The following is a 221-nucleotide window of genomic DNA, read 5'->3' on the forward strand; positions in this document are numbered from 1 at the left end:
ACCTTTTAAATCACTTTGTTCAATAAGAATCTTCAATTCATCTGAAATAAAAACAGCCGTGGGATGAATTTTCCCATTTATATAAACCTTAAAAATCATCTCATTTTGAACTTTATCACTATCAATTGCATCTAGTACATTCAACACATGGACCAAGTAATATACCTCACTAGTTGAATCGCGTAAAAGTGGTAAGAATTCAACATTATGGCCTATTGAAG

General features: G+C 31.2%; 1 pseudogene. It reads right to left on the reverse strand.

The features are described from left to right. Positions 1 to 221 (reverse strand): annotated as a pseudogene (locus MR167_RS32625) (imm11 family protein); the annotation flags it as partial.

Origin of the sequence: Bacillus cereus group sp. BfR-BA-01355 (assembly GCF_022663675.1) — a bacterium.
Taxonomy (GTDB): domain Bacteria; phylum Bacillota; class Bacilli; order Bacillales; family Bacillaceae_G; genus Bacillus_A; species Bacillus_A thuringiensis_S.